The organism is Vibrio sp. TRT 21S02 (genome assembly GCF_050113675.1).
In the GTDB taxonomy this organism is placed as follows: domain Bacteria; phylum Pseudomonadota; class Gammaproteobacteria; order Enterobacterales; family Vibrionaceae; genus Vibrio.
The window spans coordinates 38,591-55,006 of record NZ_JBNJOI010000015.1 but is presented as its reverse complement, the minus strand read 5'-3'; the positions used below and the strand labels follow the sequence as shown (position 1 = coordinate 55,006).

The window sequence follows — 16,416 nt, the reverse complement described above, 5'->3', positions numbered from 1 at the left end:
CGTCTATGAAACTTAAAACCTTAACTCTTGCTCTATTCGCGATGGCATCTGCCAACGCATTGGCGGCTGACGCCATTAACTACAAATCACCTTACTGTGGCTGTTGCGGTGAATGGACAAAACACATGACAGAAGCTGGCTTTGATATCAAGGAAGAGCTACATGAGAACATGAATCCAATCAAAGAAAAGTTTGGCATTACGCCAAAACTGGCGTCATGTCATACCGCAGTAATTGACGGTTACGTCTTCGAAGGCCATATCCCTGCTGAAGATATTAAAGCGTTTCTAGAAAACCCACCTAAAAATGCGAAAGGTTTAGCAGTTCCGGGGATGCCAATGGGCTCGCCTGGTATGGAGTATGGCGATAAAAAAGACACCTATTCGGTTTATGCATTCAATGAAAAAGGACAGGTTTTTGAGTACCACCGACACGAAGGCAATACGGACAAATAAAAGATAAAAAGCCCGGTATTTACCGGGCTTTTTCATTTAGGACTTAGAACAACAAAGCGTTAGAAACCGTATGACGCACCAAAGACAAATGCGTTATTCACCAGGCTGTCACCCATCTCATCTTTTGCACCGTGTGCTTGTGAACGGAACTCGAAATATGGCTGAACACCTTGACGTGTCCAGGTAGCACGAAGCTCATGGTCCATTGTTTCCGCTTCAATCATGTATACGTTGTTGTAGCTCAGCAACACATCATCATTGAGAGTGTAACCAATTCGGTTATCCATGCGGTAATCTGTTTTTGCATCAGCGTCAGTCGCGTCAATATGAGCACGTGTACGGTTGCTAAGTGCAATGCCGTTATCAAAGTTGTAGCCAATCTTCACTAGCGGACGATATTGAATACTGTCACCTTCGTTAATCAAATGATGGTAGCCCGCCGCAACCCAAAAGTTTTCTGTGATATTGAAAGATTGTTCACCACCTAGCGTCACATACGGGCCAGAAGCCTCAGCGCCAGTTAAATCCCCCAGTTGAATACCATCAAACTCTGTGTATACCGTTAAGCCACCAAACTGGTTGTCAAACGTATGGCCCGCTTCCAAAGTAGACGTTGCTTTTGAGCCATGGATACGTCCATCATCATGGAACTGAACATTACCTGTCACATAAGAAGAGCCCGCAAAAGCGCTTGAAGCGAAAACAAGAGAAAGTGCACTTAGAGTTAATACGTTTTTCATAATAATCTGCCTTAATTTAAAAGTTAGCCGCGGTTTCTTGTCTGGTGTTTCTTCACCCTGACCGCAAAGTGAGGTTTGCCTCCATGGCTTGACTTTCATCTTGGACAAATTAATTCACTGAAAAAAATAAATTCCCATAGAGTGAGATCTTGCGCACCCACAATAAAGAGAAAGTTATTTTAAACCTTAAAAACAACAACTTATAAAGTTATAAAAATAAATAAAACCGTAAGCAGTTGCTCAAGATCACAAATAACCAAGCAAGAACGCATCATGAGCAATACGAAGATCACAGCAGATTTAGGTTCTTTTTTACGATTAATACTTTTGGCTGTGCATAAGGCGATCTGGATCACAAACAATAGATCAGATAAATGAGTTAAAGCAGAAGCTATTCTGAAAATGGTATGTCAGTTAAGAATATGAGAGAGGGGCTTGGCCGCCACGAGGATGGCGGCCAAAGTTATGAACTTCGTTGAACAATCGCTTGCATCATTGCAAGGTGCGTCTCAGAGTCGTTAAGGCATGGGATATACGTAAAACACTCCCCACCCGCTTCGGTAAAAATATCACGACACTGCTCTGCCAACTCTTCTAACGTTTCTAAGCAATCAACTGAAAATGCTGGCGCCATGATATCGAGCTTTTTAATGCCTCGATTTGGCAATTGCTCCAGTGTTTTGTCGGTATAAGGTTGAAGCCACTCTTCACGCCCAAATCGAGATTGATACGTTAAACCGATTTGATCATCATTTAACCCCAACTCTTGTGCCAAGAGTCGAGTTGTTTGTTCACAATGCTTCGGATAAACATCGCCGTTATCTGCATAGCGTTTAGGAATACCATGATAAGAGCAGAGTAAATAATCCCCTTGCCCATGTTCTTGCCATGATTTTCGTACACTTTCAGCCAGTGCTTTTATATAAAGTGGATGATCATGATAATCACGGATAAAACGAAAGCCCGGCATGACAGGTAATTGTTTAAATGCTTTGGTTAATCCGTCAGATGCTGCGGCCGTGGTCGTCCCGGAGTATTGAGGATATAGAGGCAGTACGATAACGTCTTCCACACCTTGCTTCTGAAGCTCAGCCACACCATGCTCCAAACTTGGGTTGCCATAGGTCATCCCTAGTTCAACAGGGAGTTGCAATAACTCCTGCAACTTGCGTTGCTGTAATCGGGAATAATGTAAAAGTGGAGAGCCTTCCTCCATCCATACCGTTTGATACAACTTTGCCACTTTAGGCGAACGAATCGGTAAGATGATGCCATGCAAGATCGGACACCATAACCATCGAGACATATCAACAACACGCTTATCATGAAGAAATTGGCTCAAAAAACGTTTTACGGCAGACGAAGTGGGTTGATCTGGTGTTCCAAGATTCACCAATAATACACCGGTTCTATTTTTATTATTTTGCATAACTTCCTAAATTGTCTGACAAAAGCATATGTACGTAACATCGCTTAAAATAGTTTACTTCTACAGATCAAAAAAGCGACCCTATTTGGGTCGCTTTCACTATAGCAAACTATCAGATTCTCTCGACAGTTAATTATGCCAGTGCTTTCTCAATATCTGCACTAACTTCAGCAACTTGCTTAGTACCATCAAACTTAAGGTACTTAGTGTTACCCGCTTCAGCTTCTTTACCGTAGTAAGAGATTAGCGGTGCTGTTTGATCATGGTAAACACCTAGGCGAGCACGAACAGTTTCTTCTTTGTCGTCATCACGAACAACAAGGTCTTCACCTGTTACGTCATCTTTACCTTCCACTTTTGGCGGGTTGTAAACAACGTGGTAAGTACGGCCAGAAGCAAGGTGAGCACGGCGACCAGCCATACGCTCAACAATCACATCATCAGCCACGTCGAATTCAATCACGTAATCTACGTTAACACCCATTTCTTTTAGGCCATCAGCCTGAGGAATAGTGCGAGGGAAACCATCAAGTAGGAAGCCTTTCTCACAGTCATCTTGAGCAATACGCTCTTTGATTAGGCCAAGGATGATTTCATCAGAAACTAGCTGACCAGCATCGATAACAGCTTTAGCTTGTTTGCCAAGCTCTGTACCTGCTTTGATAGCAGCACGTAGCATGTCACCAGTAGAGATTTGCGGAACACCGTATTTTTCCATGATGAAATTAGCTTGTGTGCCTTTACCTGCACCTGGAGCACCTAGAAGAATGATGCGCATGATTTATCCTCTTTAAAAATGATGATTTATACCGAAGCTCACAGTGGAATGTTAACGACGATAAGTTTCGGTATAACGTTTACTAAAAATTGGCGGGTCAAAATACACGCCTTCAGAATCACATTCAAGTCCGAAATTCTACCACACTTTCAATGTTCAAGTGCTGAATTAAGACTAAAGAATGCTTCGACGCTCAAAACTTAAGCGCACTACACATTCAATTGTAAAGTTCTGACAATTTCGCAGAAGTTCAAATAAAAAGCTCGCAGTTTGCGAGCTTTTTGAGTCTTTTTAGCTATTAAACCTTAGTCAAAAGTGTATTGATTGCCCCTAAGAAATGAGATGGGTCTTCCATCGAACCACGTTCTGCCAGCATCGCTTGTCCAAGCAACACTTCAACCCAGCGTCCGAAGGCTTCTTCATCTGCTTCATCCGCCATACGTTTAACCAGCGCGTGGTTTGGGTTAATCTCGAAGATGTACTTAACTTCAGGAACCGCTTGACCTGCTGCCTCTAGCAATTTGGCCATTTGCGTCCCCATTTCAAAGTCATCAGTTACAACAACTGCAGGCGTATTGGCAAGCTTAAATGTGGTACGGACCTCTTTTACGCGCTCGCCCAAATACGTTTTAGTACGCTCAACAACAGACTTGAACTCTTCTTCTGTCTCTTTTTGCTTCTCTTTCTCTTGCTCGTCTTCAAACTTGCTAAGATCCAGACCTGCCTTCGTGATCGATTGGAACTGCTTGCCATCAAAATCAGTCAAGTAGTTCATCAACCACTCATCAATGCGGTCGTACATCAGAATAACTTCAATGCCTTTTGCTTTGAACTGCTCTAAGTGAGGGCTGTTCTTCGCCGCACTGTAGCTATCTGCGGTTAGGTAGTAGATCTTATCCTGACCTTCTTTCATACGCTCAACGTAAGAAGCCAAAGCAACCGTTTGATCGGCAGAGTCAACTTCTGTCGAGGCAAAGCGCAGTAGACCCGCCACTTTTTCTTTATTGCTCATGTCTTCTGCTGGGCCTTCTTTCATAACAAGGCCAAACTCTTTCCAGAATGACTGATATTTCTCTTCGTCATTCTTCGCCATGCGTTCAAGCATAGTCAAAACACGTTTGGTACATGCGTTACGCAGCGACTGAGTCACCTTGTTGTCTTGAAGGATTTCGCGAGAAACGTTCAATGGTAAATCGTTCGAATCAATCAAACCACGAACAAAGCGTAGATATGACGGCATAAATTGCTCAGCGTCATCCATGATGAACACACGTTGCACATACAGTTTCAAACCTGATTTGTGGTCACGGTTCATCATATCCCACGGAGCTTTTGCCGGAATATACAACAAGCTGGTGTAATCGTTTTTACCTTCAACTCGGTTATGGCTCCAAACTAAAGGATCGGCAAAATCATGCGAAACATGCTTATAGAATTCTTGGTATTCTTCGTCACTAACGTCAGACTTACTGCGCGTCCATAGTGCTTGCGCTTTGTTGATCTGCTCCCATTTTGTTTCGTCAGTTTCGTTGCCTTCTTCATCACGAACTTTACTTAAAATCGAAACAGGAATACCAATGTGATCTGAGTATTTACTGATCACATCGCGAAGACGCCATTCATTCAAAAACTCTTTGCCGTCATCACGCATATGGAGCACGATGTCGGTACCGCGAGTTTCCTTACTAATACTTTCGATGGTGTATTCACCCTCACCTTGAGAGTGCCATTGAACAGCCTCATCAACCGCAAGACCAGCAGCACGTGTTCTTACCGTTACAGCATCAGCGACAATAAACGCAGAATAGAAACCCACACCAAATTGACCAATCAATTGAGAGTCTTTGGATTGGTCTTCCGATAGTTTTGAGAAAAATTCAGCCGTGCCAGATTTCGCAATCGTACCAAGGTGCTCAATCACATCATTACGGCTCATACCAATGCCGTTATCTGAAATAGTCAACGTGTTCGCTTTTTCATCAAACGACAGTTTTACACCCAGTTCCGCATCACCCTGATACAATTCAGAATTAGATAGTGCCTGAAAACGCAGCTTATCTGCTGCATCCGATGCGTTAGAAATCAACTCGCGTAAAAAGATCTCTTTGTTTGAGTACAAAGAGTGGATCATTAGGTGAAGTAGTTGTTTTACTTCAGACTGAAAGCCACGAGTTTCTTTATTGGTTGTTGCGGTTTCGCTCATGTTTACTCCATATCTTCAACGTTCTTTGACTACGCAACCAATCGCGTAGCATGAGTTACGATGATTTGTGAGTAAAACATGAGGGCCATAATTGTAAATTCAAGGTCAAAAATCATAAAAACAGTGTTTTTTTGTATGAAATTTGACTATCCTTGGCTCTCAAAAAATCAAAAAACATAAAGTAGCCTATTACGTGCACAGCTACTTTGTGAATAAGCACGCTTTAATAATTCCGTTAACAATATAACGATGGCCAATTCAAATGAGCAACATAGGCACTAAGTTTAACCTCGCTAATCGCTTTACCTTTGACCCCAATACGAATTCTTTAGTCGATAAAGCAAACGATAACGAAATCATTCGCCTAGGCAGCAATGAGAGTCGAATCCTGCTACTTTTGTGTGAAAAACCTAGTGAGATCATCTCTCGAAACGATCTACATGATTTTGTTTGGCGTGAGCAAGGTTTTGAAGTTGACGACTCCAGTCTCACTCAAGCCATTTCCACCTTACGCAAAATGCTGAAAGACTCCACCAAATCGCCTCAGTTTGTCAAAACCGTACCCAAACGAGGCTATCAACTTATCTGTAGTGTTGAGCGCTCAACACCTTTGCTTGCAGGGGAAGCAGAGGGAAAAGAAGAACCTTCTATCGATGACATCACCATTACAACAACCGATGTGGTAGAGCCATTTGATGGGCATGCTACTGACGAATCAATCGCTGAAGACGATGCCGTTAAATCAGACAAAACTACTGATGTGATCACGCCAGCACCATCAACACCACCAGCTTCTAACCCTTGGGTTGTGAGAATTTTACTCACACTTGCGCTACTTATCCCACTCATCGTAGTGCTGATTTCGGGCCCGAGTGAATCAAACTTTCGAGAGCTCGCAGTCTACGACGAAGTACCAATTAGAACACCAATTAACCATCCGGATTTACAAGGTTGGATGCCATCAATTGAACGATGCGTGAAAAAATACAACGAAAGCCATAGCGGTGAAATGAAGCCAATTGAAATCATTGCCACTGGCGGACAGAACAACCAACTGATTTTAAACTATATTCACTCTCTCAATCACTCTGGTGAAAACGTCACACTACGTATTGTGGCAGAGCAAGATGATCTAGATAAAGTGTGCAACTAACGAGGAGAATGCAGTCAATGAATCAAAAAATCGCCGCCGCTATTTTTGTGGTTTCAGCTCTGGTTAGTAGCTGGTTGTACTGGGGAAGTGATCTAAAAATTGAACAGGTTCTGACCTCGAAAGAATGGCAATCTAAGATGGTCACGCTGATCACTGAAGATCTACAAGAAGCCTCCGTTGGCCCGCTTCGCCGTGTTGACGTTCAATCTAATGTAAAATACTTGCCAAATGGCACTTACATTCGAGTCGCTACAGTTCGTTTGTACGCTGAAAATGCTGATAATGAAAGCATGATCAATATTTCCGAAACCGGTGACTGGGATATCAGTGATAACTACCTGCTGGTTTCTCCAACCGAGTTTAAAGATGTTTCCTCCCCACAATCAAAAGATTTCACTCAAGATCAACTGCAGTTGATCACACAAATCTTTAAGATGGATGCTCAGCAAAGTCGTCGTATTGATATCGTCAACGAAAAGACTTTATTATTGACGAGCTTAAGCCACGGTTCTACTGTACTTTTTAGCAACTAACTGACTCTATTTAAGGGGGCAAGAAGCCCCCTTTTACATTTCTTATGGACTGGATAAACACACTCGGCCTATTTACCGGCTCTTTCATTGCCAATACCCTTGCCTCACTCTCTGGTGGTGGCGCTGGCTTATTGCAATTTCCGCTGCTTATTTTCCTTGGTTTACCTTTCGCTTCAGCACTTGCGACCCATAAAGTTGCAAGCGTTGCTTTAGGTCTTGGAGCCGCTTTTACTCATATCAAACAGAAAACCATTGATGGTCGCATTGCTGTTTATTTGATCCTAGTTGGCAGCATCGGTGTGATTATTGGTGCAAACGTTGTATTGCAGATCCCTGAGGTTATTGCTCAGCGTTTGCTGGGAGTTATGATCCTTGCCCTTGGTATCTATTCGAGACTCAAAAAACAGCTAGGGCAGCAAGAGCAAGCGATAAATAGAGATTTTAAAGGCTGGGCCATTGGCGGTATTGGGCTTGCGTTAATTGGGGTCATAAATGGCTCACTCACGGCTGGCTCAGGGCTGCTGGTCACATTATTCTTAGTCCGCTGGTTTGGCTATAGCTATAAACAAGCGGTCGCATTAACCATGATATGCGTTGGCCTATTTTGGAATGGTATGGGTGGCATCGCAATTGCTCAAGCTGGCGCCCCTATCTATTGGCCTTGGTTGCCTATCCTCCTATTAGGCTCATTTGCCGGTGGAAGCATTGGCGCTTATCTTGCAACCCGTTACAGCAATCAGACCATCAAGCTCTGTTTTGAGATATTGACTTTTGCTGTCGGCATCAAATTATTGATTTAGGAAAGATAATGGAAAAAGCAAACATCGATATATATTACTGTCGCCAGTGTAACTGGATGCTTAGAGCAACTTGGATGAGTCAGGAATTACTCCACACATTCAGTGAAGAAATTGACAGCCTTTCATTACACCCTGATACCGGTGGAAGATTTGAAATCATATGTAATGGCACTTTGATTTGGGAAAGAAAACGCGATGGAGGCTTCCCTGAAGCTAAAGTTCTCAAACAGAAAATTCGTGATGTTATCGCTCCTGACCGAGATCTTGGGCACATTGATAAAACAAGCGCTTAGTATCAGCCTTCGTCAAGCAAATAAAAAACCGGCTTTCGCCGGTTTTTTTAATTCTTGAGCCTAGTTTGCGCAATGACGTCACCATCAAAACTCATCACCCTCAATTGACCATCATCATAAATTCCAAAGCTGGCTTTAAATCCATCACGCGGAAAGGTAACTGAGCCGGGGTTAAAGATAAACTGCTTGCCATCTAGTTCTGCCACTGGGATATGGCTATGACCATGAACTATCACGTCCCCTTCTCGTAATGCCGGACGCTTTGCACTGTTGTATAAATGACCATGAGTCAGAAATAAACGCTGACCCGTTTCCAGTAGCAACCAGGCATAATCCATCATCATTGGAAATGACAGTAGCATCTGATCCACTTCACTGTCACAGTTTCCGCGGACTGCAATAATCTCAGATGCAAACTCATTTAAGGCGCGAGCTACTTCTGGTGGGTTATACCCTTCTGGTATGGGATTTCTAGGGCCGTGGTTAAGAATATCACCAAGCAAAATCAACGTTTCAGCACCGGAACGTTTGTATTCCACCAACATTTGTTCTGTTGCAGGTAATGAACCGTGTAAGTCGGACGCAAAAAAGCATTTCACCGTAATCTTCTCCTCAACATATTTGAGCGTATTTTACGGCTTTACACGTTAATCGTCATCCCGAGCCATACCATTAATAACGATATTATTATAACTGACCATACCAATGATTTTTCCATTCTCAATCACGGGAGCTCGGCTAATCCCAAATCGCTCAAATAGTCGCGCACAATACTTAACGTTCATGTCAGGGTTAACAGCAAGTGCTGGCTTGGTCATGATTTCATAGATATTGGTGCGCTTAGGAGAACGGTTCTGTGCCAGTACTTTTTTAGCAATGTCATTCATCAATACCAAACCGTATTCATCACCATCGTGACGCTTATTAACCACCAACGCTTTTACACCGTGTTCCTTTGCTAACTCAATGCCTTCATGAACTGTGGTCAGGCCATCAATCACAACATAGGTATTGGCCATCACGTCCCTGACTTGAATTATTTCATGATTACTCATAACTCGTCCTCAACCACTTTGGTCAATTTCTCTACCTGATGTGCCACTCCGACAGCATCTTCAATATCAATCTGAATCGCGATGCCTTGACCGGATTCTTGGTCAAACTCACCAACATCACTGATCGTCTCCAGAATATGGCGTGAGAGATGCTCTTCTACGACAAACAACAACACATCTTTTTGTACATCCAAAGTTAACCCAAAAAACGTTCGCTTTTTGTTTAACCCTTCCCCACGCGCATTATTAATTACCGTTGCGCCCGTTGCGCCTGCATTTCTAGCTGCATCAAGCACGACATCCGTTTTCGTATCTTCAACGAATGCCAATATCAGTTTAAAGCGCATTTTCATCCTCCTTTTCAGGCTGTGAATGCTTATTTAACCATTGAGTAATCTGGGCATACCCCATCACGGAAATCATTGGGAATAGACTGGCAAATGCAATCAAACCGAAACCATCGATCATGGGGTTACGCCCCGGAACCGTGGATGCAAGCCCTAACCCCAAGGCAGCAACGAGTGGAACCGTCACCGTGGATGTTGTCACACCACCTGAATCATAAGCCAGTGGCACAATCAACGAAGGAGCATAGAAGGTTTGTATCACCACAATGATATACCCAGCGATGATGTAATAATGGATAGGATCGCCCACAACAATCCGATAGCTCCCTAGAGCAATTCCGACAGCAACGCCGAGCGCAACAGCAATTCTAAGCCCATTAACACTAATACTTCCCCCTGAAACTTGGTTCGCTTTTATTGCAACAGCTATCAATGAGGGCTCTGCAATCGTGGTACTAAAACCGATGCAAAATGCAAACAAATAGACCCAGTAATAGTCTGCCCAATTCAGCGTTTGGTGGGAGTCAAAACGATATTTGATGAGGAAGTCGGGAGCGGTTAACTGCTTAGCCATGGTTTCCCCTAAAGGAAATAATGCCAATTCTAAACCTAATAAGAAAAGGGATAAGCCAACAATGACATAAACAAAGCCGAGTAAAACCTTGGGCAGGTTTGCAACAGGGCGCCGTAGAACAACAAATTGAAAGCCAAAGATAATACTGGCTATTGGCAGTACGTCACCAATGGTGCCGAGCAGTGTGTCAGTAAAATCGGAAATCCCAATCATGCCACCACCATGCCGTACACCATCACGAACATCATTGGCAGTAACGAAGCAAACGCAATCAAACCAAAGCCATCAATCATAGGGTTACGGCCTTTGATCGCCGATGCCAAACCGACACCTAAGGCAGTGACTAATGGAACCGTTATCGTCGACGTTGTCACACCACCAGAATCGTATGCAATGCCAATGATACTTTCGGGCGCAAATGTGGTCAGCACAACAACACCAATATAGCCGCCAATAATCATGTATTGGATTGGCCAGCCTTTTAGTATTCTTAATACCCCAAGAAGAATCGCCACACCAACAGACAAAGCAACGGTGTAGCGAAGCCCATTCGCATAATCATCCATACTCTGTTCATGGTGAGGGATCATTCCACCTTCCGCAGCAACTTCTGCGGCTTCTGCGGCAACGGCTGTTAAAGCGGGCTCAGCAACCGTGGTGCCAAAACCAAGGCAAAAGGCGAACAAGAGCAACCAAAAAACACTCCCTTTACGAGCAAAAGCCTGCGCCATAGTTTCGCCGATAGGAAATAACCCCATCTCCAAGCCAAAAATAAAGAAGGTCAGTCCAAGCACAACCAAAAACAACCCAAATAAAATAGAGAGTAAGTTGGGTAGCGGCTCTTGAAGTACGACGAGCTGGAAAAAAGCAATAACTAAAATGATAGGTAATAGATCTCTCAAACTATTACCCAGCGCTTTAAAGAGAGCCGTGATCGCGTCCATTCATTCTCCCCATTAGGTTTCATTTTTACTATGGCAAATCATGGTGTTATTTAGTGTGATACTCGTTCTGTCTCGCTAACAATACGTAACAAATTGTAAAAAATGTGACATTATGAATGACTAAATATCAATAATAATAGCTCTCAATACCTTGAACTTCGTATATACACTCATGAAAGTCCTTGTGAGAATAATTTCCAAAAAATTCGGTATATAATTAATAAGATATGAGGAGGAGATATGAAAATATTACTGACGGGTGGTACAGGCTTCATCGGACGTGAATTGTTAAAGCAGTTCACTATGGACGACGTGGTACTACTGACACGAGAACCCGGCAAGGCCAAAAATACGCTTAGCCACGCCGATTTAGGTAATGTCTCTTATATTTCCTCACTTGAACATCTACACGATCTCAACGATTTTGACGCTGTGATCAACTTGGCGGGCGAACCTATCGCAGATAAGCGTTGGCACAAGGAGCAAAAGCACGAAATTTGCCAAAGCCGATGGAAAATCACAGAAAAACTCGTCGAACTTATCCACGCGAGCACAACCCCACCAGCAGTATTTATCAGTGGTTCAGCCGTCGGTTACTATGGCGATCAACAAGATCACCCATTCGATGAAAGCTTACATGTTCATCATTCAGGATTCCCTCATCATGTTTGCAAGGAATGGGAAAGCATTGCTAATCGTGCTCGTTCAGAGCAAACCCGAGTCTGCATCCTTCGAACTGGGATAGTGCTTGACCCAAGAGGTGGGGCACTAAAAAAAATGCTTCCGCCGTATAAGTTTGGGGTCGGCGGTACCATTGGTAAAGGTAAGCAATATATGCCGTGGATCCATATGCTCGATATGGTTAGGAGCATCGTCTATCTACTCAAAACTGAACACGCACACGGTGAATTTAATCTTTGCGCCCCCCACCCTGTCACCAATAAAGAATTCAGTAAAACATTGGCAAAAACATTAAAGCGCCCACATATGTTGATGACACCAAAGTGGTTGCTAAAACTCGCCATGGGCGAAAGCTCACAGCTATTATTCGATAGTATACGAGCCAAACCAAAGAAGCTGACAGAGCTAGGTTTTCACTTTAGTTACTCTCGACTTGAGCCTGCACTGAAAAACCTATTACAACATCATCAATGATTCACTACCCAGTGCATCACTCTTTAATTTTGTTAACTGCCAACAAATAGCGCAAAACACCCACTTAATCTGAATAAAAGATTAGAAAGATAAGGTGTTACCAAAGGTTATTTGACGCGTAATGGGAATATCTGCCATCTTAGTCTCAACGTCTTTTAGGTAATTCAAGCATCTGAGGTTATTTAGGAATATATGGAAAAAGCCATTCTTATCACAGGCTGTTCGAGCGGTATTGGTTATCGCTGCGCGCATGATCTACAACAACGAGGATATCAAGTCATTGCCTCATGCCGTAAACCAGAAGATGTTCAGCGCCTGCGCGAAGAAGGTTTAACTTGCCTCCAGCTCGACCTAAACGATACAACAAGCATCTCACAAGCGGTTCAAGAAACACTATCAATAACGCAAGGCAAGCTCTATGGACTATTTAACAACGGGGCCTATGGACAACCGGGAGCGATCGAAGACCTTCCTACCACCGCATTAAGAAATCAGTTTGAAACAAATTTTTTTGGCTGGCATCAGCTAGTGTGCGAGCTTCTCCCTGTCATGCGTAAACAGGGGGAAGGACGAATTATCCAAAACAGCTCTGTGTTAGGCTTTGCAGCAATGAAATATCGCGGCGCATACAATGCTTCTAAGTTTGCATTAGAAGGCTGGACTGACACACTCAGATTGGAGCTTCAAGGCAGCAATATTCACATTAGCTTACTCGAACCCGGCCCCATCGAAACTCAATTTCGTGCCAACGCGTTATCCGCTTTTAAACACTGGATAAATATGGAAAACAGTGTACATCGTCATGAGTACCAACTTCAGATACAACGATTGGCAAAAGAAGAGTCAAATAACGCCTTTGTACTGCCAGCATCATCATGCGTCATGCCTGTTATTCATGCGCTAGAAGCGAAACGTCCAAAGATTCGCTATCGTGTAACAACGCCAACAAAAGTATTTGCCGTACTTAAACGCTTATTACCAACGCGCCTATTGGACAAAATTCTCTACAAAGCGGCATAAAGAGGCGCAACTGTCATTTTTTCGTAACATATTGATGATAAATTAACCGACTCTAGAAACTTCCGATAGTTAGATTGCTAATTATCCCGGTTTTAAGCGTTACATTGGAAACACACATGACGTTAAATCAGTTGAACTGGCTTAGTGTAGGTGTTGCGCTGACAATATTATTTATGATTTAGACACACCTTTGCTTGCACCACCAAAAGCCACTGCGATGCAGTGGCTTTATTCTTTCTGCCTTGAATTTTGCTCTCTCTGCCCATACCTCTCATACTAACGGCTTCTAATTTCAAGGAATAACTCAATGCAGTCACCATTTATTGTCGAGTTAAACGAACAAAACTTCCGTCAAGTGTTGGAAGGATCAATGCAGACCCCTGTGCTCATTCATTTTTGGGCATCAATGAGTCAAGAAAGCACGCAAATCATTCCAGAGCTACAAATGCTCGCTCAACAATTTAATGGGCCTTTTATCTTAGCGCTTCTGAATTGCGAACAAGAACAGATGATAGCGGCACAATTTGGCGTACAAGCCTTGCCGACGATTGCGTTATTTGTAAATGGTCAACCCGTTGATGGTTTAGGTGGACCGCAGTCACTTGATGCAATCAAGGAAATGCTTGCTAAGCATTTGCCGAGCCAAGATGAGTTAACCCTGAACGAAGCATTATCACAAATACAGCAAGGCAACCATCAACAAGCACTAACACAACTTGAAGGTTTGCCTCAAACGCTTAAAGACAAAGCAGAAGTAAAACTGGCCCTTGCTGATTGTTATTTGGAAACAATGCAATTCGATAATGCAGAAACGCTTTTAAAACATATTCCTCTTGAGTATCAAGATAATTATTATAAAGGTCTCATTGCAAAGCTAGAACTTCATAAACAAGCTGCTGATAGCCCTGAGATCCAATCGCTCGAACAAGCTCTTACTGCAACCCCGAATGACGTTCAAATAGCCCTTGAACTGGCATTAAATTACCATAGTGTAAAACGTGACGAAGACGCTCTAGAGCTGCTGTGGCGCTTTTTGAAAACCGATCTTAATGCACAAGAAGGGGATGTAAAAAAAGCCTTTATGGATATCCTTTCTGCACTCGGGCAAGGTAACCCAATAGCGGCAAGTTACCGTCGACAGCTCTATTCCTTGTTGTATTAACATCTCTACATATACAAATATAAGCCGGTTAACCGGCTTATATTTTGTCCAAATTTTCTGTCTGCTCCCAGTTTTGTTACCTAAGATGTGTCTTAATTAACCAATTGATATAAATAAATTAAATAAGGACATATCGTCATGGCTATTGACTCGCTGATCACCATAGGTGTCTTAGTTTTTGTGGCAATTGCAGTAGTAATTGCAGGAATTAAAACCGTTCCCCAAGGCAACAATTGGACTGTAGAACGTTTTGGTCGTTACACCCATACTTTAAAACCGGGCCTCAACCTAATCATTCCTTTCATCGATCGTATTGGCCTTAAAATCAATATGATGGAGCGAGTCCTGGATATCCCCGCTCAAGAAGTCATTTCAAAAGATAATGCAAATGTCACCATTGATGCTGTTTGTTTTGTACAAGTCATTGATGCCGCTCAAGCCGCATATGAAGTAAATGATCTTGAGCATGCGATTCGCAATCTAACACTGACCAATATTCGAACGGTTTTGGGCTCAATGGAACTCGATGAAATGCTCAGCCAGCGAGATATGATCAACACTAAATTGCTGTCCATTGTCGATGAAGCAACCAACCCTTGGGGTGTTAAAGTCACTCGTATCGAGATTAAGGATGTTCAACCACCCGCAGATCTAACTGCAGCGATGAATGCGCAAATGAAAGCAGAACGTAATAAACGTGCTGAAGTGCTAGAAGCAGAGGGGATACGCCAAGCGGAAATTCTAAAAGCCGAAGGTCACAAACAGTCTGAAATACTGAAAGCGGAAGGTGATAAACAAGCTGCAATTCTCCAAGCCGAAGCTCGTGAACGAGCAGCGGAAGCAGAAGCGAAAGCCACCACCATGGTATCGGAAGCCATCGCGAAAGGCGACATGCAGGCAGTAAACTACTTTATCGCCCAAGGGTATACTGAAGCGCTCAAGACTATTGGACAAGCTGAAAATGGGAAAATCATCATGCTACCTTTAGAAGCATCTGGTCTCATGGGCTCTGTGGCAGGTATTGCAGAAATGTTTAAACACCAACCTTCTGGTAAATCGTAAGGATCCACTTTGATAGAGCTACTCAATTCACTCAACTACTGGCATTGGCTAGCATTCGGTTTAATATTGTTAGCCAGTGAGTTATTAGGGACCGCTGGCTATTTATTATGGTTAGGAATCTCAGCAATACTTGTCGGTTTACTCTTAACCGTCTTACCCATTAGCTGGCAGTTGCAATGGGTAAGTTTTGCTACATTTTCCCTTATTACCACTTGGTTATGGTGGCGAAAGCAAAGCCAATCAGACAAACAAAGTGATGATAATCGGACGCTAAATCAAAAACACAAGCAACTAATAGGAAAGATCATCACTGTCGAGCACGATATTACTATCGGTACAAATCGCATAAAGGTGGGAGATACGACTTGGTCTGCTGTTTCTGAGAAAGAGATCGCTGCGCACAGCACAATAAAGGTTATAGATGTGGAAGGGATCGTATTAAAAATAGAGCAATATAAAAAATAAATATCAAAATAATAAGGAGGGAAAGTGCTTATATCCCTCCTTCACATCCTGATTCTACACGTCATACTGTACAACTTAATCTTTTTCAAATAGATAAATACTTAGGTTCTAGAATTAAGTAACCGAGATCCTCTTCAGACCATCATCTCGATTATAAATATCGAACAAGTCTATAGATAGATTCAATGCCTTACTGATCAAGCTTTGTATATTTACCTACTTATTTTTATACGCAAATTTTAAAAGTA

19 protein-coding genes are annotated in these 16,416 nt (G+C 42.8%); 10 read left to right on the top strand and 9 right to left on the bottom strand.

Annotated elements, in window-relative coordinates; genetic code table 11:
* The first annotated feature begins 5 nt into the window (after positions 1 to 5).
* A complete protein-coding gene (locus ACQEXU_RS17270; RefSeq protein WP_427011735.1) occupies positions 6 to 455 on the top strand; it encodes a DUF411 domain-containing protein in 450 nt (149 codons plus the stop codon).
* Positions 456 to 514: 59 nt separating this feature from the next.
* Here the strand turns inward: ACQEXU_RS17270 and ACQEXU_RS17265 are convergent, their stop codons facing one another.
* The 4 genes from ACQEXU_RS17265 to htpG all read right to left on the bottom strand — a co-directional run bounded on the left by ACQEXU_RS17265 (position 515) and on the right by htpG (position 5,605).
* Positions 515 to 1,195, bottom strand: coding sequence for an oligogalacturonate-specific porin KdgM family protein (locus tag ACQEXU_RS17265; RefSeq protein WP_367988432.1), 681 nt, complete (start codon positions 1,193 to 1,195; stop codon positions 515 to 517).
* A 463-nt stretch (positions 1,196 to 1,658) separates the two neighbouring features.
* Entirely contained in the window at positions 1,659 to 2,624 is a 966-nt protein-coding gene (gene hemH / locus ACQEXU_RS17260; protein WP_427011734.1) for a ferrochelatase, read from the bottom strand.
* 133 nt (positions 2,625 to 2,757) lie between these two features.
* Positions 2,758 to 3,402: an adenylate kinase gene (gene adk / locus ACQEXU_RS17255; RefSeq protein WP_252029835.1), complete on the bottom strand. Its 645-nt coding sequence runs from the start codon at positions 3,400 to 3,402 to the stop codon at positions 2,758 to 2,760.
* A 298-nt stretch (positions 3,403 to 3,700) separates the two neighbouring features.
* Positions 3,701 to 5,605 carry a molecular chaperone HtpG gene (gene htpG / locus ACQEXU_RS17250; protein WP_427011733.1) on the bottom strand — a complete coding sequence of 635 codons (1,905 nt, stop codon included), beginning with the start codon at positions 5,603 to 5,605 and terminating at the stop codon, positions 3,701 to 3,703.
* Between the two features lie 262 nt (positions 5,606 to 5,867).
* Between htpG and ACQEXU_RS17245 the strand changes: the two genes are divergently transcribed.
* Genes ACQEXU_RS17245 through ACQEXU_RS17230 form a run of 4 tightly spaced genes read left to right on the top strand, consistent with a single transcriptional unit; the run spans position 5,868 to position 8,384 of the window.
* Positions 5,868 to 6,758: a winged helix-turn-helix domain-containing protein gene (locus ACQEXU_RS17245; RefSeq protein ID WP_367988429.1), complete on the top strand. Its 891-nt coding sequence runs from the start codon at positions 5,868 to 5,870 to the stop codon at positions 6,756 to 6,758.
* Positions 6,759 to 6,775: 17 nt separating this feature from the next.
* Positions 6,776 to 7,291 carry a regulatory protein ToxS gene (locus tag ACQEXU_RS17240; protein WP_367988428.1) on the top strand — a complete coding sequence of 172 codons (516 nt, stop codon included), beginning with the start codon at positions 6,776 to 6,778 and terminating at the stop codon, positions 7,289 to 7,291.
* Positions 7,292 to 7,335: 44 nt separating this feature from the next.
* Positions 7,336 to 8,091, top strand: a complete 756-nt coding sequence (locus tag ACQEXU_RS17235) for a sulfite exporter TauE/SafE family protein (protein ID WP_427011732.1) — start codon at positions 7,336 to 7,338, stop codon at positions 8,089 to 8,091.
* Positions 8,092 to 8,099: 8 nt separating this feature from the next.
* Positions 8,100 to 8,384 (top strand): SelT/SelW/SelH family protein, encoded by a 285-nt coding sequence (locus tag ACQEXU_RS17230; protein WP_427011731.1) that lies wholly within the window; start codon positions 8,100 to 8,102, stop codon positions 8,382 to 8,384.
* A gap of 47 nt (positions 8,385 to 8,431) precedes the next feature.
* On the opposite strand, the gene yfcE is transcribed toward ACQEXU_RS17230, so the two are convergent.
* Genes yfcE through ACQEXU_RS17205 form a run of 5 tightly spaced genes read right to left on the bottom strand, consistent with a single transcriptional unit; the run spans position 8,432 to position 11,304 of the window.
* Positions 8,432 to 8,983 (bottom strand): phosphodiesterase, encoded by a 552-nt coding sequence (yfcE, locus tag ACQEXU_RS17225; protein WP_427011730.1) that lies wholly within the window; start codon positions 8,981 to 8,983, stop codon positions 8,432 to 8,434.
* Positions 8,984 to 9,031: 48 nt separating this feature from the next.
* Positions 9,032 to 9,439: a CBS domain-containing protein gene (locus tag ACQEXU_RS17220; protein WP_427011729.1), complete on the bottom strand. Its 408-nt coding sequence runs from the start codon at positions 9,437 to 9,439 to the stop codon at positions 9,032 to 9,034.
* The gene (locus ACQEXU_RS17215) at positions 9,436 to 9,786 is read right to left on the bottom strand and encodes a P-II family nitrogen regulator (protein ID WP_367988423.1); all 351 of its coding nucleotides are present in this window, start codon (positions 9,784 to 9,786) and stop codon (positions 9,436 to 9,438) included. The genes ACQEXU_RS17220 and ACQEXU_RS17215 overlap by 4 nt, the downstream gene beginning before the upstream one ends.
* Positions 9,776 to 10,573, bottom strand: a complete 798-nt coding sequence (locus ACQEXU_RS17210) for a DUF1538 domain-containing protein (protein ID WP_427011728.1) — start codon at positions 10,571 to 10,573, stop codon at positions 9,776 to 9,778. Before ACQEXU_RS17210 ends, ACQEXU_RS17215 begins: the two co-directional genes overlap by 11 nt.
* A complete protein-coding gene (locus ACQEXU_RS17205; RefSeq protein ID WP_367988421.1) occupies positions 10,570 to 11,304 on the bottom strand; it encodes a DUF1538 family protein in 735 nt (244 codons plus the stop codon). The genes ACQEXU_RS17210 and ACQEXU_RS17205 overlap by 4 nt, the downstream gene beginning before the upstream one ends.
* Before the next feature lie 240 nt (positions 11,305 to 11,544).
* On the opposite strand from ACQEXU_RS17205, the gene ACQEXU_RS17200 reads away from it, so the two are divergent.
* The 5 genes from ACQEXU_RS17200 to ACQEXU_RS17180 all read left to right on the top strand — a co-directional run bounded on the left by ACQEXU_RS17200 (position 11,545) and on the right by ACQEXU_RS17180 (position 16,168).
* Positions 11,545 to 12,459 (top strand): TIGR01777 family oxidoreductase, encoded by a 915-nt coding sequence (locus ACQEXU_RS17200; protein WP_427011727.1) that lies wholly within the window; start codon positions 11,545 to 11,547, stop codon positions 12,457 to 12,459.
* Positions 12,460 to 12,651: 192 nt separating this feature from the next.
* Entirely contained in the window at positions 12,652 to 13,479 is an 828-nt protein-coding gene (locus ACQEXU_RS17195) for an SDR family oxidoreductase (protein ID WP_427011726.1), read from the top strand.
* Positions 13,480 to 13,786: 307 nt separating this feature from the next.
* Positions 13,787 to 14,641, top strand: a complete 855-nt coding sequence (locus tag ACQEXU_RS17190) for a co-chaperone YbbN (protein ID WP_427011725.1) — start codon at positions 13,787 to 13,789, stop codon at positions 14,639 to 14,641.
* Positions 14,642 to 14,779: 138 nt separating this feature from the next.
* On the top strand, positions 14,780 to 15,703 hold the full coding sequence (locus ACQEXU_RS17185; RefSeq protein WP_427011724.1) for an SPFH domain-containing protein: 924 nt from the start codon (positions 14,780 to 14,782) through the stop codon (positions 15,701 to 15,703).
* 9 nt (positions 15,704 to 15,712) lie between these two features.
* Positions 15,713 to 16,168 (top strand): NfeD family protein, encoded by a 456-nt coding sequence (locus ACQEXU_RS17180; RefSeq protein WP_427011723.1) that lies wholly within the window; start codon positions 15,713 to 15,715, stop codon positions 16,166 to 16,168.
* Positions 16,169 to 16,416: the final 248 nt, after the last annotated feature.